At 46.5% G+C, this 21,303-nt stretch carries 13 protein-coding genes; 2 read left to right on the top strand and 11 right to left on the bottom strand.

Annotated elements, in window-relative coordinates; genetic code table 11:
* The first annotated feature begins 180 nt into the window (after window positions 1-180).
* Entirely contained in the window at window positions 181-2,316 is a 2,136-nt protein-coding gene (locus Q7J63_RS06665) for a M3 family metallopeptidase (RefSeq protein WP_304884871.1), read from the top strand.
* A gap of 527 nt (window positions 2,317-2,843) precedes the next feature.
* On the opposite strand, the gene Q7J63_RS06660 is transcribed toward Q7J63_RS06665, so the two are convergent.
* From Q7J63_RS06660 to Q7J63_RS06630, 7 genes are all read right to left on the bottom strand, one after another.
* Entirely contained in the window at window positions 2,844-5,507 is a 2,664-nt protein-coding gene (locus Q7J63_RS06660; RefSeq protein WP_304884869.1) for a hypothetical protein, read from the bottom strand.
* Window positions 5,508-5,634: 127 nt separating this feature from the next.
* Window positions 5,635-6,465, bottom strand: coding sequence for a hypothetical protein (locus Q7J63_RS06655; RefSeq protein ID WP_304884868.1), 831 nt, complete (start codon window positions 6,463-6,465; stop codon window positions 5,635-5,637).
* A gap of 54 nt (window positions 6,466-6,519) precedes the next feature.
* A complete protein-coding gene (locus Q7J63_RS06650; RefSeq protein WP_304884866.1) occupies window positions 6,520-7,056 on the bottom strand; it encodes a DUF4402 domain-containing protein in 537 nt (178 codons plus the stop codon).
* Between the two features lie 136 nt (window positions 7,057-7,192).
* On the bottom strand, window positions 7,193-7,633 hold the full coding sequence (locus Q7J63_RS06645; RefSeq protein ID WP_304884864.1) for a hypothetical protein: 441 nt from the start codon (window positions 7,631-7,633) through the stop codon (window positions 7,193-7,195).
* The gene (locus Q7J63_RS06640; RefSeq protein WP_304884863.1) at window positions 7,626-8,258 is read right to left on the bottom strand and encodes a hypothetical protein; all 633 of its coding nucleotides are present in this window, start codon (window positions 8,256-8,258) and stop codon (window positions 7,626-7,628) included. The genes Q7J63_RS06645 and Q7J63_RS06640 overlap by 8 nt, the downstream gene beginning before the upstream one ends.
* A gap of 8 nt (window positions 8,259-8,266) precedes the next feature.
* Window positions 8,267-8,773, bottom strand: coding sequence for a hypothetical protein (locus Q7J63_RS06635; RefSeq protein WP_304884861.1), 507 nt, complete (start codon window positions 8,771-8,773; stop codon window positions 8,267-8,269).
* Window positions 8,774-8,776: 3 nt separating this feature from the next.
* Window positions 8,777-14,278 (bottom strand): T9SS type A sorting domain-containing protein, encoded by a 5,502-nt coding sequence (locus Q7J63_RS06630; RefSeq protein ID WP_304884859.1) that lies wholly within the window; start codon window positions 14,276-14,278, stop codon window positions 8,777-8,779.
* Window positions 14,279-15,163: 885 nt separating this feature from the next.
* On the opposite strand from Q7J63_RS06630, the gene Q7J63_RS06625 reads away from it, so the two are divergent.
* The gene (locus Q7J63_RS06625) at window positions 15,164-16,168 is read left to right on the top strand and encodes a 2-hydroxyacid dehydrogenase (protein ID WP_304884858.1); all 1,005 of its coding nucleotides are present in this window, start codon (window positions 15,164-15,166) and stop codon (window positions 16,166-16,168) included.
* Between the two features lie 44 nt (window positions 16,169-16,212).
* Here the strand turns inward: Q7J63_RS06625 and Q7J63_RS06620 are convergent, their stop codons facing one another.
* The 4 genes from Q7J63_RS06620 to Q7J63_RS06605 all read right to left on the bottom strand — a co-directional run bounded on the left by Q7J63_RS06620 (window position 16,213) and on the right by Q7J63_RS06605 (window position 21,300).
* Window positions 16,213-17,598 (bottom strand): hypothetical protein, encoded by a 1,386-nt coding sequence (locus Q7J63_RS06620; RefSeq protein WP_304884856.1) that lies wholly within the window; start codon window positions 17,596-17,598, stop codon window positions 16,213-16,215.
* Window positions 17,598-18,656 carry a c-type cytochrome gene (locus tag Q7J63_RS06615; RefSeq protein ID WP_304884854.1) on the bottom strand — a complete coding sequence of 353 codons (1,059 nt, stop codon included), beginning with the start codon at window positions 18,654-18,656 and terminating at the stop codon, window positions 17,598-17,600. Before Q7J63_RS06615 ends, Q7J63_RS06620 begins: the two co-directional genes overlap by 1 nt.
* Window positions 18,657-18,845: 189 nt before the next feature.
* Complete coding sequence (locus Q7J63_RS06610; RefSeq protein WP_304884852.1) at window positions 18,846-20,006, bottom strand: MFS transporter; 1,161 nt, start codon at window positions 20,004-20,006, stop codon at window positions 18,846-18,848.
* 799 nt (window positions 20,007-20,805) lie between these two features.
* Window positions 20,806-21,300 (bottom strand): DUF6691 family protein, encoded by a 495-nt coding sequence (locus tag Q7J63_RS06605; protein ID WP_019599952.1) that lies wholly within the window; start codon window positions 21,298-21,300, stop codon window positions 20,806-20,808.
* Between the last annotated feature and the right edge of the window lie 3 nt (window positions 21,301-21,303).

Raw genomic sequence — 21,303 nt, 5'->3', positions numbered from 1 at the left:
AATATTGGAAAAAATCGATTGGCTCAGAGATTCTTAGCCATTCCCAAGAGCCAACATTCGCTGCAAATCATTTTTGGGCAAGAAAAACAGGTCTTTTGACCGCTTCTCACGGATCCACCTGCCTTGTTTTCTCCCCAATGAATTCTCTTTATATTTGCAGCAACTCAAATATAATGTATCATGAATAAAACCATCATTGCTCTGGTTGCAGCAGGAGCCACGATCTACGGCTGCAGCAAAGCGGAAGAAAAAACAGCGGATATGAATCCTTTCTTTGAAGCGTACAATACGCCTTTTGAAGTCCCTCCTTTTGATCTCATCAAAAACGAGCACTTCGTCCCGGCACTCCAAGACGGCATCAAAAAGCAGCAAGAGGAGATTGATGCAATCGTCAACAATCCCGATGCGCCCACCTTTGAAAACACCATCGAGGCGATGGAATATTCCGGGGAATTGCTCAATAAAGTCAATACTGTATTTGGCAACCTGAATGGAGCCAACACCAACGACACGCTTCAGGGAATCGCAAGGGACATGGCGCCCGAACTTTCCAAGCATAGCGACAACATCAACCTCAACGAGAAGCTTTTTGCGAGAGTAAAATCCATCTGGGACAACCAGGAAAACTTGGGGCTTAATCCAGAACAGGCCAAACTGTTGGAGAAAAAATACAAATCCTTTGTCAGGAACGGCGCAAACCTGAACGAAACCGACAAAGTAAAATTGAGAGAAATCAACAGCAAACTCTCCACCCTTGGCCTTCAGTTTGGTCAGAATATCCTGGCCGAAACCAATGCCTACAAATTATGGGTCGATCAGGAATCTGATTTGGCTGGACTACCTGCGGGCTTGATCGAAGGTGCTGCCGGCGATGCCAAAGCAGCAGGGGAAGAAGGCAAGTGGCTTTTCACGCTTCAGAACCCAAGTGTAATGCCCTTTTTGCAATATGCCGATAACCGCGAACTCCGGAAACAAATCTGGGAGGCTTACAAAAACCGTGGCGACCAAGGCAATGACAAAGACAACAAAAAGAACGCGATCGATATTGCCAATTTAAGAATGGAGAAAGCCCAACTCTTGGGTTACAAATCCCATGCAGACTATGTCCTGGAAGAAACCATGGCCAAGAATGCGGAAAATGTCTATAAACTGTTGAACCAACTCTGGACGCCGGCTTTGGCCAAAGCCAAGGATGAAGCGGCGGACATGCAGAAAATGATCACTGCCTCAGGTGGGGATTTTCAACTGGAGCCTTATGACTGGAGATATTATGAAGAGAAAATCCGTCAGGAGCGTTTTGAATTGGACGAGCAAGAGGTGAAGCCTTATTTCAGCTTGGACAAAGTTCAGGAAGGTGTCTTTATGGTCACCAACAAACTTTTCGGACTGCAATTTGAAGAGATCAAAAATATCCCCGTGTATCATCCCGATGCGAAGGCTTATGAAGTTAAAGAGGCCGACGGATCACATGTAGGCGTATTGTATATGGATTTCCACCCTAGGGCTTCCAAAAGAGGTGGCGCATGGATGACTTCCTACCGACCACAGCAAACCCTGAACGGCGAGCGAAAGGCCCCCGTGATTTCCATCGTTTGCAATTTCACCAAGGCTACGGGCAATGCTCCCGCCTTGTTGACCTTCGACGAGGTGACCACCTTCTTCCATGAATTTGGACATGCCTTGCACGGATTGCTTTCCAATGTGCAGTACAGAAGCCTTGCAGGCACTTCAGTCCCAAGGGATTTTGTGGAGCTTCCTTCACAAATCATGGAAAATTGGGCAACTGACCCAGCTGTATTGAAACAATATGCAGTGCATTACAGCACAGGAGAAGTGATTCCAGATGCGTTGATCGAGAAGCTGAGCAAAAGCGGGACTTTGGGTCAAGGTTTTGGAACCACGGAATATTTGGCTGCTTCCCTTTTGGATTTGGATTACCATACCCAGGAAACGGCCATCACGGCCAATGCTGGAGATTTTGAGACTGCATCCATGGAAAAGATCGGCTTGACTGACAATATCATTCCAAGATACAGAAGCACCTACTTCAACCATATTTTCTCTGGAGGCTATTCCGCAGGATATTACAGCTATATCTGGTCAGGTGTATTGGATACGGATGCTTTCCAAGCCTTTAAGGAAACGGAATTGTTCAACCAAGAAAAATCCCAGGCTTTCAGAAAAGAGATCCTGGAAAGAGGTGGAACGGATGATCCGATGAAAATGTATGTAAAGTTCAGAGGCGCTGAACCCAAGATCGATGCCCTTTTGAAAAAAAGAGGATTGGATCAGGTCAGTGTTGAAAGAACGAATTAAGTTATTTCAAAGCGCTTAAAAAAAACCCAGACTGAAATCCAGTCTGGGTTTTTTTTTGTGACTTTATGGTTTAACCCGTGTTTTCGGGTTTTAACCCATACTCTATCAGCTTTCAACTAATGGTCTGTGAGGACACAGACCATGGGAACAGAGTTTTAGCCCGCGTTTCCGGGTTTCAGCGAGTATTCTATCAGATATTAACACCTGTCCATTCGCGATGCTACTTCGGGCTGAAAATGGTCAAAACCTATCCTAATGGTCTGTGAGGACACAGACCATGGCAATAGAGTTTCAGCCCGTTTTTCCGGGTTTTAACCCGTATTTTCGGGTTTCAGCCCGATTCTATCAGGTATAACACCTATCCATTCGCGATTCTACTTCGGACTAAAATTGGCCAAAACCCATCCCTTCGTCCCTGTATTCGACTTCACCTTAGCGGTGCTTTGCCTTTGACTGAAAAGGCGCTGTTTTCCTTGCAAGGTCCACTTCCTTCACGAAACCCTTACATCCGTCGGATTTAAATCTAATCAATCTTCCGGAGCGGCTGGTATTTTTCGGAGGACAAAATTCAGATTTTCCTTGTAATCCCCATCTGCCAAAGCAAGGATTTCAAACTCAAGAACCCCAGGCTCGGAATCAGACTGCATAAACTCCAGCTGCTTGGGATCTATCCTAAGTGTATACTTCCCCGGCAAAAGCCCATACGCATAAAAGCCACCATCGGAAAAAGTCCTCAAGACTTCCTTGGATTCGACTTCTTCTCCATCCTTCTCAAGGATAAGGCGAAATCCTCCCAGCCCTTGCAAACTGCCATTCTGTTCTGAATAAACAAATCCCTCGATGATGCCGGTTTGGTAAAGGGGAATATCGATGCTCCTGAACCTGTTGGGCTCCGCAATAAAGGAGAATTTCTTAATCTTGGGCGCCAGGTTTGGATTGGGAAGGGCATTGATATCCACTTCCATTTCGTACTTCCAATAGCTCTGGAGTTGGGTGATGCGCAGAATGCCATCGGAACCCAGCAGCATGTTTGCGGAGCGATCCAGCCTCACCGCTTTGGCAGGAACAACCTCCTCTCCTTCGTCAAAAGCCCCGTTTTCATTCTTGTCTATAAACATCCTGACGGACACCCCTGACCGAGTGACCTGATCCCTGTTGGTTGGCAACATAAGCCCTGAAGGGTCAATTCCAATGGAACCACTGAAGGTTTGCTGTGCCACATAGCTGTCTTTTCTTGCACTGAACTGGGTGGAAGACCGTATCGCGGTGAAATCATAGAGAAAGCCAACTTGGAGTTGCCCGGCTTTCCTGACCATATCTTGTTCATATCCCAGTGTAAACCTTCCGGTTTTCAATAGCGTCTGCGAAAGCAGCACACTGTAAGACTGTGGCTGCCTGATATCGGTATCGTAGCGAAACTGCCCTCTCAAGAACATGCCACGGACAAAAACAGGCACACTTGGACTTCTACGGACCGTATAGGTCATGGAGCCGGTGAGCAGTGCCAAGGAAAGCGCTCCGGGTTGCCCCAATCCAGTTCCCCCTTCGGTGATGTCGTTGATTCCATTGATTCTTTCCCGATAATTGACACGCGTGACTACCCGTCCGATTTGTGTATTGATATCTGCCTGATAATTGGTCCTGACACCATTTTCAAACCAGAGTCTTTCGCCTGCGATCCTAAAACCTGAAAATTTACCAAATACCTTAAAGGGATAGAATAGGTTCAGGTTGGCATCTCGGACTTGGCCCAAAAAATTGAATTCAGAACCCGGAACATGTTCTGTGTATTGGGCATTGATGCTGGTATTGTTGGCATAGAAAACCGATCCGGAAGCTTGATAGTAGCGGTTGGGCAAAATGTCCACATTCACCAAATATTGTTGAAGCAATCTTGCAGAAAGCCCAAATACACCGTAGGTATTGTTTACCCCAAATAAAGATCCTTGGTCAACTCCAGCACGTACGGTCAGCGCATTGGTAATCCCGTAAGCAATGTCTGCGTGCCCAACGGCTTCTGTACCCAGGCTATCCAAGCCGAATTGGGGCAAGCCTGCCTGTATGTTGTAGGTCACAAAGCCTTTCGGCAAAAAGGTAAAGGGAATCTGCAGCTGTCTGTCTTCTGTGATCACCTCTCCCTGTGGGGTATAAATCCGAATACCCAGCCGGATGGTTCCAAAAGTGATGGGGGCATTGAACCGATAATATCCTACCTCATCCGCCCTTAGAAAATCGACCAATTGGCCACCGATCAGCAATTCCACTTCAGAATCGGGGGCTGTATAACCATCAATGACAAAAACGTCAAGTTTCAGTCTGGGGATCACGGGATTGTTGGTGACACCCACTCCCAAGAGTCGGGTAGAATTGTTGAACCCGGAAGTATTGATCTGGCCAACACTGATACTGGTGATCGCCACATTGTCATCCGGCCGCATGCCACCCGGCAATACATAGCGCCATCGGACTCCGGAAGTGTTTGCAAAAAGATTGCCGTTTTGCAGGTTTCCTGCGAAAACCCCTTGCAAATCCCCTCCCAAAAACTCCATTCCCCCATTCAGCAAAAGCCCTAGACTGCGTCCACTTTCCGTTTGGGTGGTATTCAGGTTGTAATCCAACATCCCGGGAGCGATCAGTTTTCTTTCCCGGTCATACAGTAAAGGTGCATCCGAGGCCTGCCCGGATTGGCGCTGTTGAAGTCTTTTGCGGAGTGCTTCTCTTTTTTGTTTGTCATCCACCGGCAAAGCGCCTTCAGCGACCAGGCTAACGGATAGCGCATAGATATTGGTCGAAAAATTCAATCCGAAAATCCTCGAGAAATAATCCGGATGCAGGTAAAGATCCATTTCTCCCAGGTAAAAGTTTTCGGCAGACAAAACCTCTGTTTTGCCCTTGATTACTGCAGTCCCCAAAAGAGGATCAATGCCCCATTGGTCATTCTTCCCGGGAAAAGTCCCTTTGAGGCCTTTTCCATTTTCGGTACGCTCTGAGGGAATGTAAAGCAAGCTCAATACTTCTCCCATCGGAAGAAAAGGGATATCGCCAAAAAAAACAGCATTCAGGTAAACCTGCCCAAGAGCCGGATAGGTAAAAGTCAGCAAAGCTTCTCCATCAGGTTCTTGCTGGGCAAGCAAGTCCTTTGGAAAAAAACTCAAGGCGAGAATGCAAAGTGCCACCGGCAGTTTTCGCAATTTTCTTAGGAATCGAAAAAACCCGATGAAATTCAAGTTGACTTTGTCTTAAAAGATGGCATAGATTTTCCAGGGATAAGGCAATTGGCCAGTATCCGATTTTTCAATTTGGGTGAAATGTTTTTTTTTACTGGATGCGCACAGCAAGTGTTTTGGTGATCGGTGTGGCCTGAACCAAATCCGAGGAAGGAATGTCCGCACGTTTGGTTTCGTATTGAAGTTCCACGGTATAATCTCCTGCGGGTAGATTTTCAGGAAGGGTGATTTCCACTTTTCGTTTTCCGCTGAAGTAAAGGGCAACGGTCTGCTGCTGTGTGGCGACGGTTTGTTGGGCTGCATTTTTAAGGCTGGCAGAGACGCTTCCCAAGAAAGGTGAATTTCCGGTGGTGGTGAATTCCGGGATCACATTCAGTTTGCCTTCAGACTGGATGGTTTCTACATTTCCGATTTCAAGACCTGTGCTGGTCTGTCCGTTTTTGTAGAATGCAGCAATCACTTGATCAAAGCGGAAGTTTACCTGGGTGGAAACCCCTTCTGTGGCGCTTTCCTCGATGTCCGGAGTCTGGGCACTGGAGGTCACTTTGATCCTGGTGAATTGCATTCCAGCGGGAAGAGATCGGTCGGGACGTACCTGAAGCCTTACGGTCTGCTGCTGAAATGGGGCCAGGATAAATGTTCTAGGAAAAGAGCGCAATCTGTCTCCCATACCTACTTGTCCTGCGCGAACAGAATCTCCATAGACCATGATCAAGCTTCCGTTTTCATCATTTCCGGGATAGCCAAAAAGAAAGCTGACGCTTATTTCCTGAGCAGTCTCAGAAGGATTGGTGATGTAAAGGGAGGCAATTCCATTGGCATCCATAAAGACTGAAGTCGGCGCGATTGAAACCTGGGCAAGACTTGGCAAGGCAAATGCCATTGACAAGAATAAATTAAGTGCAATACGGTATTTTTTCATTCGGGAAAGATAAAAAAGCCGGCGGTATATCCGCCGACTTTTAGGGTTTTAAGATTAATTATATTCAACTTCAATATTGAAGAGTCCAGTGTATAATCCTACAGTCTGCGCAGTAACAAACCGGGGAATGGTGCCACCAACCCAAAGGAAGAAAGCATTATCAACAAGTGTTACTGTGGTAGCACTTGCTACTAGACCGGCAGTTTCTTGTTCAGCATCTGTTTCAGCACCCACAACTTGTGGGGTCATTGTCATTGTTGCTACTCCGTCAGCAGTTTCTGTCAACGTTACAGTTGCATCGTAAGTAACTGTAACTTCAGTATTAGCTCCACCCAAATCGAATCTCGCAACATTTGTTTGTGTACCCGTGTTCGCGTTAGATTCCCCATTTGCATCTAGGACAATGTCTCCCGGCGTGGTTGCTGATAGCGTTCCAAAAGCAATAGCATTCTGAGTTACGTCCAATTCAATAGTCAAATCGGCAAGAATTGTAGCAGAAGCTGGTGCCGTTGCGGTCTTTTGCGCGTAAGCAGTACTTCCAAGGCCTGCGAAAAATGCGGCCATCATGAGTGATTTTAAAATTGTTTTCATTGTTTGATTTGTTTGATTGTGAATTTTGTTTTTAAATCTTCTTAAAAATCTAGGTGAATCTCCCTGATTCTCCCCAGTAATCTTGTCTTAAATGTTACATAAGCGATTCTTTTTTGGTTGACAATAAATTTCACAGCTATGGGTATTCTATTTTTGCAACAATCCCCTTTGTTGCCGGCAGTCCCAGCCAGGCATGCAGGCTATTCGCCAAGGGTTCTAAATTCCGGATCAGCATTCCCCTATTGTCGAGTTGTAAGGTTTGGTTTCCTTGGGACACTATTTCTGCCTGGGCGAAATTGACCGTGCCGTCATTGAGGAAATAAACCAAGCCATCATAGTATTTGCCCGAGTCCACTTCCCGAAGATCGAGCAGGACCGTCAGGTTTTCATTTGCGACCATCTCTATCCAAATCATTTGCTGATCGGGATTTTCCGGATTGGGACCGATCACCTTGGACTTAAAACTCACCCCTGCCGGGAGTTCCAACCGGAAACTCACAAACTGCCCCATGACTGTTCCACTGCTCGAAAGCAGCAGTATCAGCACGAAGAGGATGAAATGTCTTTTATCAATCATAACTGGAAAAAGAAACGTTGATATTGATATTTCCTTCATAAACCCCGGGAAGAACGGCTCCTATGGGGCCTAAGGTGGCATAGAAATAAAGATAGGCCTTGGCTTTTGGCCGGGTGTAACCCCCGTGCTCCGGAGTTGGCGGTGGTCCGGGGGCGCCTGACATCCTTCTGTTTACCGGAAAGACGATCGTGTTGAACCCCAGGGGAAGTTCGATGGCACTGCCTTTTCCGGAAAGATGATCCGCTGCACTTTGGTTGTTGTATGCGATCCGCAGCTGGAAAGGGACCGTTTCCTCCGCATTCCCTTCAAGGGCCAAAACATTTGGCGCATCCACCTCCACCACAAGATCAAAGCCTTCCGGGGCTTCGATCTCATAAATAACCGTTTGCCCATCGGTGATCCCAATGACAACAGCCTCGCTGGAAGCGGTGATTGCCGCCTGCTTTTGATTGAAATTCAAGCCTGGCATTGCTCCTTGGGGCGATGTCAATATGATATCATCACTCCCCGTCCAGGTACTGAAACTGATCCGCTGCGCCCACGAAACCTCCATTCCTGAAAAAATCAGGAATACAAAGACCAGCAGTCCTTTGTTCATTGCGGTATGGGAGCGTTTCAAATTCATTTGTTCATTTAGATATATTCCAACTCAATCGTAAATTCAGATAAATAAAGCCCCGGGGTGGCTTTGGACAAGTCAAGGTTTGCACCGAGCCAAACATACAATTCCCCAGTGGCACCGATTGGCACTACTGCTTCCCCCACGTCCAACAAGGCACTTTGGAACTGTATATCATCCCTTGCCGCACTCAGGGAATACTGTGCGAAAACCGTCCCTCTCCCCCCATTTTGTTCTTCCAGCAACTCCGTTTGGAGGAAGGTTATCCTCACCCTAGCCCCTCTGTTTCCGGTGATCTTAAACATCCCTGCATAGCTGCTTGTAATCGGAGAAACAAGGATCTGATTTTCCACCACGATCGGGTTGATCAGGTCCAAGTTCCGGATGGTCAGCATCTGCAGATTGTCGGTGACTGTAGCGGTCGCATTGACCGTAAGGGTTGCCTTTCTGGTATCCTGTCCGTAAGAATACTGCGACACCAAGAGCCCAATCATAAGGATATATAGAAGTTTCTTGATCATACCTTAATTCTTAATCAATTTTTGAGTCAGCAACTGCCCTTCGCTAATGAGCTGAACGATGTACATTCCAGCAGCAAGCGATCCCCCCACCATTTCGATTTCCTGTATTCCTGCATTGTATTTCTTGTAGGGGTAAAATGCTTTTTCCACCCCATTCATATCCAAAACCCGAATCTCTGCCTCCGTTTCGATCGGGAAGTAAAACTTGATCTTGACATTGGTTCTGAATGGATTGGGGACAGGGGCAAACAACTTTGGGAAGTCCGGCCTGTATGTGATTTCTCCACCAAGATATTCTCCCCCCACCAAAATGGAAAAAGGACGCTTTGGCGTGGATGGATTTACCCGCTGATTGGGCTCACCGGTCTCATAAGGGCTTCGGAAAACCACCGCACTTGGTGCCTTCATCCCACCGTTCATCAATTTTGAATTGGTGGTACCCAGGATTTCCGGTGCTTTGAAATTGAAGTCGTATCCATTTTGAACGGTCATGTCAATCGCCTTTTGCTGGAGATGGTCCATCAGGACCAATGAAACCTCCGAAGGCCAATCGGTTGGCAGTTCCCAGTAGAGACTGTAGTTTCCATTGAGTGCCTTGCCACCCTTTGCCGCTGCGATATGCAATGGGATGGATCTTTCCTGCTGGTCGAGCGCCGGAAGATGATTGATCACCAAAGGGCTGCTGGTTCTCAGCGATCCGTAGGTATAGAGCAGCAGCCAATTGTCGGAAAGGGACTCGAGCTGATAGGCATCATAGCGGTCCTGTCCTTCTTTTCCAAGCTCGGAGAAGCTGATATAAGAATCGGCCTTCATGCCCTCCCCTTGCAGTTGCAACTGGATGTTCAAAGGATCCTGTGTCAATTTTCTTCCCACATAGTCCCTTGACAGGAAGGACTTGGCCGTGTTGCCAAAAGTCAATACAGGTGAGCTTGCATTCGTCTTTACCCAGAATCCTTGAAAAGGGGCCAACCTTCCTGAATTGAGGTTGCCGGTGTTCCCGTTAGAGGTCAGAAAACTGCCCTGTCCGCTGTTGGCATTGGGATCCCAGACATAGATCGTCTCATCCACGTTGGTTTTAACCCAACCTGACCCAAAATAATCGATCACACTGGCAGAAGGATTGGCCAGAAGGTTGAAGCCCTCATCCGAGACGTTGACCTCGAGCAATCCATCCCCTGACACGATCAGACTGGTATCCCTTCTGGTGAATGAAACACCAAAATTAAAGGGTGTACTTCTTATATTCGGCTCGATGCCGGTTGATTTCAGGGTAATCGGAAGATTGTCTCCATAGGGCAATCCATCGGAGGGTTTGGTCGCACCATTAAAAACAAAGGCATAATGTCCTCTTCCCAGGCTGACCATTTCGCTGCTGTTGCTGGGTCTTCTCCAGCCCTGTAAACTCGTTCCCTTGTCGGTTTCGCTCCACCACAAGAGATTGGGCTGCAATGTGGAGAAATTGGATCCAGGAAATCCCTGGGTCACCATCCCTTCAAGAAAATCCGCATAAGTCGTCATGACAGGACTTCCCAACATCCGCCATCCTTTGACGCCATCCAGTAACTGATGAACTTCCAATACCGGTGTACCCAACCCAAGATTATTATATTTTGACCCCGACTCCAGGACCAACATCGCATTGGTCTCGGTCATGATCTCAGAATTTGTATTGAGGGTGAAAGTTGATCCCGGTTTCAGTATCAACTTGGCCCCCTCCCGGATGATGACTTCACCACTAAGACTGATAGAAACAGTTCCTAAAATGATCGGGTCGTTGGCTGTCTGGGGGATCAGGATAGTTTCTGTCTCTCCCAAAAGCGGGACCTGATTTCCACACCAGTTATTAGGATCGTTCCAATCTGAAGTCAAACCCAGCCATTCAAAACGGAAAGTACATCCTTCACCCAAGGCAAATTCCCCGAAACTGCTCAAACTGATTACTTCTGTACTGGAGGCTGTTCGGACCCCAACCTGCTCATCAGTCCAATTCCCAAGTAGCAATCTCCTGGCAAAAAGTGAATTTGGGTTTGCATTCCCCAGAACATCAGTGGCGACAAAATTTAGAACAGCACTATAGTCCGTAAACCCGCCAACACCTGAATTGCTTAGTTTCCACCTTCTTCCAATCACTTTTTCTGCACTCAAGCCTGCTCCATCAGGCAATTCGCCTGCCGCTGGCACGAGCGCGGCCGAAGAGGCCTCCAAAAAGCCCGAGCCGGAAGTGATCCCGCTGAAATTAAGGTTTATCGGCGTATAAGCTGTGTCATCTCCTACGGGGAAATCTAGGTTCAGATTTTCTACATTGGGGACATATCTTTTCAAAACACCATAGATAAACCGACTGCTGCCGGCACCTGTGACCTCTCCCGCAAAGCCGGGCGTGCCCAGTGTCAGTTTATTGTCATTGGTATCGATGATTCCCTGGCTCAATGTGAGCGTATTGGCAACACTTATGCCTGAGTCCAGAGAAATCCCCAATCCATTGTCAAGGGTCAGGTTATAGAACGGGGTTTCGGAAATACCCGAAAGGATTTGCCGTTCTGCCCCTTTGAAGGTAATAGTGGTGTTGTTTGGCAAAACCGTTCCTGTCCCGTTGTTTTTGAAATCATTATAGATGTCGAAATTTCCGCCAAAGGTTTTGTTCCCTTCCCCACTTATCCTCAGATTGGAATAGCCGGAAACAGGGCCATTCGGGTTGACCAGTGTTTGCGCAATATCTCCGTTATAATCAACGGTATTGGGGAAAGTGGTCGCGTCGAAGATTCCCTGGTTGGTAAATACCCCGCCAATGCCCAGTACTGCATTTGCCTGCGGCACCAGCACGGTTCCCGTGGAATTGATAAGAGTATAGAAATTCGTTGCTCCTGATCCGGATACCGTACTCGTTTCGATCTGGCTGGTTCGTGGATAATCAAAGACCACGGTGCTGGTTCCGGGCAGGAATTTCCCGTTGTTGGTCCAGGAGCCCACGCCACCGTTGTTTTTAATTCCCCCCTTGATCAACAAATAACCATCCGAACCGTCCAATTCACCCTCGGGATCAATGGTAACGGATTTTACGGTTGCCCCGGGACTGGACAGATTGCCTTGCGGCACTATCGCCACCCTTGGCGACTCCGTGATGGAAGGGATAATCACGTTGGTTGTATCCGTGGGCACGAAACCGGCAGACCAATTGGGCGTCGCATTCCAACCCGTGGTCGCTGCTCCGAGCCATCTGTTTCCTTCAATGAAAGTGTTTCGGATCATCCAGTATTTGGTCTGTCCACCTACTGCCTCACCTGTCTGGAGGTATTGGATCCCATGTCCGGTCAACTGCACCCAGTTGTCGGAAAAACTTTGCGTGGTTTTTCCATGCTCATGGGGGGTATTGGCAGATACATAGGGGATATGGTGGTCCCAAAGCACCAAGCCATTGTCGGTATTCCCATTTATCTCAGCGGCTGCATAATTCAACTTGATGGCATAGGTCGTCGGTGCGGTTCCTCCCGTCCGGATCACTTGATAAAGCCGCTGAACCGCCTGCGGCATGTTGGCATGAACACCTCTGTCGGGTCCTTTGGTGATGATGAACAGGATTGCCGAAGGAAGTACACCCGCTCCGTTGGATGAAAAGATAAGGGAGGTATTCGGATTGCCGAAAGTGTATTCTGTGTTGTTCACAAATGTCGTCCGTCTCACTTTCCCTGTGACCTCGCCCGAACCCAAGGTGGAGGCAGTCGCGCCCATGTTGAGTATTTTGGAATCCAAAATATCATGGGACTGCGTCATGGTGGTGGTCAGGTTTTCCGAGGCGGTGATGATATTGGAATAATTACCATAGTTGGCCACCATGTCCAGACTTCCATCCCTGGCATTTGGACTTAGGGAAACGAGATTCAAAATACCGTTGACCGTCAGGTCGGTATTTGCCTTGACACCCGCAGGGTTGTTCACGGTGAGATTGTGAAAATTAAGGTTTGCGGTTCCCGCCAATGTTTGTCTGGCCGCTCCGGAAAGCAAGAAGGTGCTGGTATTTGGGATCAATTGCCCGTTCGAGGTCAAATCCCCGGAAAGGGAAACCGATTCCGAAGCTGGAACGGTGAAATTCGCCCCGCTGCTGATATTGAAAGTATTGAAAGTACCCGAACCGATAAAGGTCCCTGACAATACCTCGGTCAGGCCGGGAACGGTCAAGGTGCTTCCCGTGGCATTGACTGTTCCGGAACCGCTGTGGGAAACCCGAAGGTTTCCAAAGGTATTGGTTCCGGTGATGGTTTGGGTGATGTTTGCGCCGTTGAAAACGAGTGTACTTAGATTGGTATTTGCCGTCCCGTTTTTTATCCAACTTCCTCCCACCTGATGCGTAAAGGCACCCGCAGAAAATGTCGTTCCTGCCCCTATCGTCACGTTGCCGCCAATACTGAGTCCTCTTACTGCTGAAGTGCTGACCGTGCCCGAAAGCGTGAAGCCCCCCCCTACCGAAGAAGTATTGGATTGAAGCGTTTTAATCCCGCTACCACTCAACCCCAAATTGAAGTAATTGGTATTGAATACCGTTTGGGCTGTTCCGTTGTAATTCACCGTGTTGCCAGTTGCACTAGCATTGAGTGTTGAAATGGTGGATGAACCGGTGATTCTTAGTGTGGCATTTGTACCTTGTGAGAGCGAACCAGAGCCAGAAAGGGCTGTCGAAACAACCAATGTTCCATTGTTGGTGTAAGTTCCCGAGATTGTCGTATTGGGAATGGTGATGAGGTTGCTCCCTGCGAAAGTGGATGCCGCACCAGAAAAAGTATGCACTGCAGTATTTGCTGTATAAGCCCCATTGTTGGTCAGGCTACCACCAAAAGAAATGGGTACAATCCCGGTTTCGTTCCAGACCGCACCATTGTTGACCAGAACGTTTCCGGAGAATGTTTTTGCGCCCGTTCCTCCCAAAACAAATGTCCCGCTGGTTCCGCCGCCAATCGTAGTGGATCCTGAGACCGCCAAGGGAAAATTGCTGCCCACTGTGAAAGTGGACCCGTTTCCGATAGCTGCATTTCCAACAACAGTCAATCCCACCACCGTGGTGGCCGTGGCAGTTCCACCCATCGTGAAATTGCCGGAAATATTTGTCGTTCCTGTCTGTAGCGTTTTGGTCCCGCTCCCGGACAGGATCAGGTTGTGGTAATTGTCATTATAAACGGCTTGGTTTGCACCAAGATATTCCACGGTCGAAGCGGGGCCAATGGTGAAGGTATTCCAGCCTGTGGCTGCAATGGGGTTTACTGCTCCCGAAACTCTGAGTGTCCCGTTGATGGTTGCACTTTTGGGACGGCTGCCACCTGCCGATACCGAAACACATTCTACTGTTGATAAACCATCGATTATCAAAGTAGTTAAGGTATTGGGATTACCTTCTCCATTTACAGCAATAGTGGAGAAAATAGCGATGCCTCCCCCTGTTATGATGGAAGGCTGGGTGTTATTATTAGTTGTATTTGAAACCGTCAGTGTTCCAAATTCTCTATCGACATCCATATTCAAAATGGAACCTGCCCCCATAAGAAGATTGGCTCCAACAGGAAGTGATGACGCATTTGTTTGACACCAAACGGCGAACGAAGAAAACAAAAAAAGTAGGGTGAAAAAAACAAACTTGCTTGTCACTGAAAGAAGCTGGAAACAAAATGGAAATGTGTTCGGTAAACGAAAGGGGGAATTGTAACCGCCTCGGAAAACCCAAAATCCACTCTGTTTTTTCATTAATGTTATTTTAGTTAAATAATTATTTAAAACTTAAACCGCCAAGAATTGTTTGACCAAAAACCAAAACATATAGTAGCCTAACAGATATTTATTGTTTTTTATAAAGGGTGATTCACAATCAAACAAAACAACATAATAGCTCCTGGAAAAAGGGGGAAATCCATTAATCCAATTCATTCAGGAAAATAATTTATTTTACTTTTGGGTGATTTCAACTGCATTTTTCAATCACAATAATACATTATAATTCGTAAAAAACACATGAAAACTATATTATCTGTGTTTATTTATGGTTTATTTAGTTAAAAAAAAATTTCCCGGCCATTCCATGATCTAAATCACCTCATTTTTTACACAAACGGTATCAATTTATTTTTTAATGGCTTATGCTGCAATTCAAAAACCCAATCCTTCAGCTAAATCCCTTCGTAAAAACCGGCTCTCTCAATCCGGATTGAAATTTGGAAACGTGCCTCCAAAGATTTTTCGGAAGCGATTCCCCAAGATTCTTCCTTTGGGAAATTCGTTGTGGTTTGCTTAAGTTTACAATGTCTCCTGAAAAATTTAAAAGATGGGCAGGATCTGTTGTGATAAGATGCATATCCTCAAAAAAACTAAATTAAACTCCTCTCATTTTTCCAGAATCCTAACAGTCTTATGAAAATCGCCTTCTATAGCACCAAGTCTTACGACCGGGAATATTTTGAAGAATACCTCCCGAAAACCGCGCACAAAATCACCTATTTCAAGAATGGACTGGAGCTCAACACGGTGTCATTGGCCGCTGGTTTTGATGCTGTATGCGTATTTGTCAATGACAAAATCACCAAAGCGCTGATCAAAAAGCTCCATGAAATCGGCATCAAAGCCATTGCATTGCGGTGTGCAGGTTTCAACAACGTGGATCTGGAAGCGGCAAAAGAATTTGGGATCCGGGTTTTTAGGGTTCCCGCTTATTCCCCCGAAGCGGTGGCCGAGCACACCATCGCGCTGATCCAAACACTGAACAGGAAGACGCACAAAGCTTACAACAGGGTTCGGGAAAACAATTTTTCCATAGAAGGCCTCACGGGTATGAATCTCCACCGCAAAAAGGTAGGCGTCATCGGTACCGGCGCCATAGGCAAGGCACTTTGCAGGATTCTTTTGGGGTTTGGCTGTGAAGTCATCGCCCATGATCCTTTCGAAAATCCCGAAATCAGGGCAATGGGCATTCGGTACGTGGATTTGCAGGAGCTATTAAAGGAGAGTGATATCATTTCGCTCCATTGTCCTTTGACCCCCGAGTCCAAACACCTGATCAACCAAAAAACAATTGGCCTGATGAAAAAGGGAGTGAAGCTGATCAATACCAGCAGGGGTGCATTGATCGACACCAAGGCGGTTATCAAGGGATTGAAAAACGGTCAGATTGGTTTCTTGGGGATCGACGTGTACGAACAGGAAGAAAAGCTGTTCTTCAAGGACCTTTCCGAAATGGTCATCCATGATGATGTCATCATGAGGCTGATGACATTTCCAAACGTATTGATCACTGGACATCAGGCTTTTTTGACAACCGAGGCCCTGCAGGAAATCAGCAAGATCACCTTGGACAACCTGAGCGATTTTGAACTGGGGAAAGAAGTCAAAAACGAAGTCGAATTCCAAAATGTTAAATAATTCCTGAAATTTAAGAGTTCATTCCAAAATTTGACAGCCTTTCTTTACTTCTGTTCATTCCACTGGATCCTGTAATTCAAGATCATATCGAGGTGCAGTAAATTGACTTTGTTGTAAATCCATCCCGGCTGGAGACCGCTTTGGTCCAATGCTTTTTTTGTCATGAGGATCAAATGGAAATCCAGGCCTTTTCCCCAGTTTTTGGGGGCATATTTAGCTGCCAGATTCATTTGGGCATAGGAAGGAAACGCGTATTTGTTGATTAAAAAATTGGTGGGAGAAGGAAGAAAATGAAGCCCCACATGACTGGAGAGTTGAAGGGACCGCTCAGGAAAGGACCGTTGAATGAAAAGCGTCAAGGCATCCACTTTGCTGAAGCCCTCGTTTCTTTCCCTTGGGATAAACGTGAAAAAGGGATCTTTCCCCCATTCCCTGGGGCTCAGAAAGCGGCCGCTGCCTTTGATGCTTGTATAATTCAAATGCAAAACCATCTTGTCGTTTTTCAGCCCAATCCTGGCTCCCCAGATATAATTGAGATCCTCGGGGTTTTTGTACCGCAATGTGGGATCTTGGTTCCCACCCTCTCCAACCCCATGCTGGACAACCCCTTGAAAACCCGAAATGATGCTGTTTTTCCATACTTTGGCCTTCCATTCTTTTTGAAACTCGGCCAAATAGGTGCTTGAAATGTTTTGAACCAAGGTATGGCTCAGCTGAAGGCTCGCTTCTTCTGGCAACCTGTACCGTAGGTCGGTGACACTGACAAAATCACTGAAGGTATTGCCAAAGTAGGCCGAAGGGGCGCCAAATTCATTCCTACCTATCGGATAAACCCCAATGGTCTCTCCGATCCTAAACCAACCGGAAGTGGATCTGGGTGACATCCGCCAGATCAGGTCCCCGCCGAATTGCAATCGGGAGTTTGGTTTATACTTCAGCCTCAGCCCCTCCACAAAGGTAGGTTCCAATCTTCCATCCTGAGGATTGATAAAAGGAGTATTGATCCCCATTCTACCGACACTGGCCGTGAGTTTTTTGTTTTGGAAGGTCAAATGAAGATCCTCCACTTTTTCGAAAAAGTTATTTCCCGCGTCGAGCACATCAAAAAGACCGATCTCATATCGGTTTGTGGCGCCCGTCCGGGGTTCTCTTGCAGAGAGATCAGAACTCAGTATTTTTCCAAAAACCGCATAACTTGCCGTAAGGGAAAACCCATGAAAAGACTGGGTTTTGACCCGCAAGAATGCACTTTGGCCCCAAGCATGATCCCCTTTAAAATCTTGCCAATAACCGGTGGACATAAAATAAGAGCGCAATCCCAATTCAATATCAGGTTTTTTCGATCGCTCATTATTCAAGGAATCTTCCTGTGCATTCGCTTTTGGCACCATGGAAACCAGCAGTAAGATAGCCAGAAAGTTCTTGACCATTATTGGCTTGCTCTGGCAGCTTTGATCGGCGTGAATGGACCAAACTTATGTTGCTCCTCAGGAAAGGTATCCGAAAAAGGCCCAAAAGGATGGTCGATGGGTTTTTTGGAAATGTCCGGCCAATCCTTGGAAAGATCTTTTTGAGGTCTTGGGAGACTGTTGACATAAGCGGCTACGTCCCAAGCCTCTTCATCCGTCAGCATGGGTCTTTCATAGGTAGCACCTAGTGGCATATTTGCCTTCACATAGCCTGCAAATCGGGACATCCTGAAAAGTCCAGCTCCATGGTTGTAACTATTCTCCCCCCAAAGCGGTGGATAGGTATAACCGAGTTTGTCGGCCCGCATCATACCTTGCCCATCTTCCATGTGACAACTTTGACAAAGCTGTGCATAGACGACTTTCCCTTTTATAGGATCAGAGGCCCTATCCAGGAATGGCACCTCATAAATCCCGGCACCTTTTGGCGTTTCTCCTTTTGGCACGTCTCGGCCAAGCCATTCGATGTAGGCAACCATGGATTTCATTTCCCTGCTGTTGGGCGCCAAAACATTCCCATTCAGACTTCTTTCAAAACAGTCATTTATCCTTTTTGGAATATCCTCCATCTGGCCTGACCTTCCCCTTATTTTGGGATAGGTGGCAAACACTGCACTGTAATTGTTCCCGAGGGGAGCTGTGCCGGCATCCAGATGGCAATTTTGGCAATTCATGCCATTTGAGATTTTCTTCACTTTTCCATTTGGCCCCAAATATTCAGAGGTATTGGCGATCAATTCCTTTCCATATTTGATATCCTCGGCATTGGGTTCGTTTTCTACGGAGGACCATTCCGGAGCTTTCCACATGACTTCTTTGGGCATCAGTCCAAGGTAAACCGCTTCAAGGGGTTTCAATAGGGCCATTTCGGTTTTGTCGGGGCTTAGATCCGGGAGGGAACCGCCACGCAGGACAAAAAACACAATTCCTATCAAAAAGGCGGATAGGGCTGTCACAACGACCAGCAGCCCTACCACCAAAGCAATCAGTTTTATAAACGGTTCAAATGCATCCTTCATGTTATAGTTCTTTTGGGCAACTTCAAAAATAGGGAATTTCAAGGATTCGTTGCAGTGACAAAAATCACACTGTCAATATATAGATGAAAACCCAAAAACCCGAGGAAAGCACAAGCAAACCCCTACATCACCAAATTATGGGATGCCAAACATGTTGGAGAAAAAATGATATTCTATAACAAACTCCCCTTACTTGATCACCACCTCCCCGGTATTGAAAACCTTGAGCCGCACACTCAAAAGAAGGGTAATGCCCAAGCCCGTGAATGCAATCAATGCAAATGAAACCTTCAGGCTGAAAAGATCCGCGATAAACCCAATCAAGGGTGGGCCAATGAGAAAGCCAAAGAAAGAAATGGTGGATACCAAAGCCAACGCAATACCAGGTGAATACAATTTGGATCTTCCTGCGATACTATAAGCCACCGGAATGATCGAGGCCACTCCAAAACCTACCAATAAAAACCCGAGTGTTGCTACTTGTATGACCGGGAAGGCGACGGAAAGGCTTAACCCAGTAAATATCAACAATCCGCTTATCCTCAAAATAATGATTTTCCCAAACCTATTGGTCAGTTTATCGGAAACAAACCTGCCCGTGGCCATCGCTCCCATAAAAGCCACGTAGCCCAATGCCACAAAGCGGGCCTCTATTTCGACTACCTTTTTGAAATACACCCCACTCCAATCAAACATGCAGCCTTCACACATCATCCCTAAAAAAGCGATCGCACCGATCCTGAGCAGCAGATCATCCGGCCTTCTCAAAACCATTCCACTGCCTTCAGAAGATTTGGCGTCTTTGAAGACATACCGCTGGCCTAGAAACAACAAAACCAAGGCAAGTCCCGCCACCACCAAATAATGCACGACAGGGATTACCTCAAAATAAATCATCACCGCCCCTATTCCTGCACCTGAAAATCCGGCAAGACTCCAAAGTCCATGAAAGGAACCCAGGATACTTCTCCCATAATTGTCCTCCAACTCAAGCGCTTTGGTATTGAGCGAAATGTTCATGAGATTCCCGATCATCCCGAAAACGATCACGGTGGGAACCAACATGAAAACCGAGGAGCTAAAACCGATCAAGGGCAGAAAAATCGCATACCCGATACCCCCCAGGATGATCACGATCCTGCTTCCAAACCTGTGCACTGCCCAACCTGCCAGCGGCAATGCCACCAAGGAACCCAATGGAAGCCCCAGCAATAAAGTCCCCAATTGGGCTTCAGAAAGCGAAAATTTAAATTGAATGTCCGGAATTCGGGCTGCCCAGGAAGAAAAACACAATCCTGCCATAAAAAACAAACTGCCCAAGGCAATCCTTCTTTTTTGGAGTAGGGTCATTGATTTGATTGGATTAATAGGTTTGAAGCCGCAATTTAACAGAGATTGGCCAATTAAACCCGTGTAATGCATCAGCATTTCTATTCCAGCCTGAAATTGTTTAATAATCAGTCTTTGATCACTCTTTTTGACCTCCCCCGATCGGCAATACGACTTATTCTCCCAATATTCCGATTTTCTTTTGGCTTCAAGCCCATTAGGAATCCTATTGCGTATTTCGGGTCAAAGATCGTTGTCCATTTCTTTTTGTGGATTATCAGAATCAATTTGACCCAAAAAAGGGAAATAAAAATCGGCTTCCGGAGAAACTTTTCATTTTGACAGGGGTTATACCAAAAAGTCAACGCTTATGGAATTCGTCATAGCAGGATCTGTCATCCTTTGTGCCATCTTTATGATCAGAGTCATTATCAAGAAGGTGTTTGATTGAATCAAACCTCCCCAACTTAAGCAAAACCATTGCTCCATTTTTAAGTGACCGTTCTCTGCGATCATGGACTATTTTGGTTGACGCAGAAGAAAACCCAATCCTAATTTTCATTTAAGCCATTTTATGCCCTAGATGAAGTGGTGAGGCCTGAAATTGATTCATCATCAGCCGATTGTTTATTATTGACTTTACCGTAACGGGACATAGCCGGATTCACCAAATTTTCTGGTAGTTACAGCCGTAATTGAAAACGGAATGCATATTTCAGGTTTAAGCTAACCCTGAAGAAGAATCAAAGCCAACAAAAAAGCCACTTTCTTAAGAAAAGAAAGTGGCTTTTACGCTGTGTTAAAGATTTGGAATTCGTCCTTAATTTGGAAGCTTGTCGGAAAATTTTCCGTAAACCCAAGTCCCGGCAATGGCACTTACCAAAGTGACCAGAATCACTGTGAATCCACTCCCTATCTGTGCAAACAAAGGTCCCGGACATGCGCCAGTCAAAGCCCAGCCCAATCCGAAGATAAACCCTCCGATAATCTGCCCTTTTCGGAATTCTTTTTTCCCGATTTTGATGGTTTCACCATTCATTGCCTTGACGTTGAATTTTTTGATCAGTTGGATCGAGATCAAGCCCACCAAGATGGCGGAACCAATCACACCGTACATAAAGAAGGATTGCAATCTGAACATCTCCTGAATCCTGAACCAGGATACTACTTCTGCTTTGACAAAGATCAACCCGAAAAACATCCCCACAATAAGGTATTTTACAAGTTTCAATCCTTTCTCCTCCTGAACCTGAAGATTCGGTGCCTCGCATTCAATTGGGCTTTGAGCCGCTATATTTTTTTCTATTGTCTTCATGTT

It is taken from the genome of Rhodonellum sp. (genome assembly GCF_030656585.1).
Classification (GTDB): Bacteria; Bacteroidota; Bacteroidia; order Cytophagales; family Cyclobacteriaceae; genus Rhodonellum; species Rhodonellum psychrophilum.
The sequence above is the reverse complement of the archived record's forward strand: the minus strand, read 5'-3'. Positions and strand labels throughout refer to the sequence as shown.

What these genes read in the sequence shown, in the direction of transcription:
- Q7J63_RS06665 (WP_304884871.1), top strand. Translation starts at nt 181, where the DNA reads ATGAATAAAACCATCATTGCTCTGGTTGCAGCAGGAGCCACGATCTAC.
- Q7J63_RS06655 (WP_304884868.1), bottom strand. Translation starts at nt 6,465, where the DNA reads ATGAAAAAATACCGTATTGCACTTAATTTATTCTTGTCAATGGCATTT.
- Q7J63_RS06650 (WP_304884866.1), bottom strand. Translation starts at nt 7,056, where the DNA reads ATGAAAACAATTTTAAAATCACTCATGATGGCCGCATTTTTCGCAGGC.
- Q7J63_RS06645 (WP_304884864.1), bottom strand. Translation starts at nt 7,633, where the DNA reads ATGATTGATAAAAGACATTTCATCCTCTTCGTGCTGATACTGCTGCTT.
- Q7J63_RS06640 (WP_304884863.1), bottom strand. Translation starts at nt 8,258, where the DNA reads ATGAATTTGAAACGCTCCCATACCGCAATGAACAAAGGACTGCTGGTC.
- Q7J63_RS06635 (WP_304884861.1), bottom strand. Translation starts at nt 8,773, where the DNA reads ATGATCAAGAAACTTCTATATATCCTTATGATTGGGCTCTTGGTGTCG.
- Q7J63_RS06630 (WP_304884859.1), bottom strand. Translation starts at nt 14,278, where the DNA reads ATGGATGTCGATAGAGAATTTGGAACACTGACGGTTTCAAATACAACT.
- Q7J63_RS06625 (WP_304884858.1), top strand. Translation starts at nt 15,164, where the DNA reads ATGAAAATCGCCTTCTATAGCACCAAGTCTTACGACCGGGAATATTTT.
- Q7J63_RS06620 (WP_304884856.1), bottom strand. Translation starts at nt 17,598, where the DNA reads ATGGTCAAGAACTTTCTGGCTATCTTACTGCTGGTTTCCATGGTGCCA.
- Q7J63_RS06615 (WP_304884854.1), bottom strand. Translation starts at nt 18,656, where the DNA reads ATGAAGGATGCATTTGAACCGTTTATAAAACTGATTGCTTTGGTGGTA.
- Q7J63_RS06610 (WP_304884852.1), bottom strand. Translation starts at nt 20,006, where the DNA reads ATGACCCTACTCCAAAAAAGAAGGATTGCCTTGGGCAGTTTGTTTTTT.
- Q7J63_RS06605 (WP_019599952.1), bottom strand. Translation starts at nt 21,300, where the DNA reads ATGAAGACAATAGAAAAAAATATAGCGGCTCAAAGCCCAATTGAATGC.